This is a genomic window from Streptomyces lushanensis (assembly GCF_001700515.1).
Taxonomy (GTDB): domain Bacteria; phylum Actinomycetota; class Actinomycetes; order Streptomycetales; family Streptomycetaceae; genus Streptomyces; species Streptomyces lushanensis.
Genome location: NZ_MAUD01000660.1, coordinates 1 through 312 on the forward strand (window position 1 = coordinate 1; position 312 = coordinate 312).

1 pseudogene is annotated in these 312 nt (G+C 72.4%); it reads right to left on the reverse strand.

What is annotated here, in order from left to right:
- Positions 1–312 (reverse strand): annotated as a pseudogene (locus tag BFF77_RS37590) (PAC2 family protein); the annotation flags it as partial.

Genomic DNA, 312 nt, shown 5'->3' on the forward strand with positions numbered 1-312 from the left:
CGCTCCGCCGCCGTCGCCCTCCCGCTCCGCGAGGAACCTCTCGAATTCCCGGCCGATCTCGTCCGCGGACGGCAGCTCCGTCGGCTCGGCGACCAGATTGCCGCGGGTCTCGGCGCCCGCGACCGCGTCGTACTGGTGCTCAAGTCCCTGGACCATCGAGACGAGTTCCTCGTCGCCCTCACCGAGCTGGCGCTCGATCTCGGTCTGGGTGCGCTGGGCCTCCGTACGGAGGGAGTGGGCGATGCTCGGCAGCACCAGCCCGGTCGCCGCCGTGATCGCCTCCAGCGCGGTCAGCGCCGCGTCCGGGTAGGA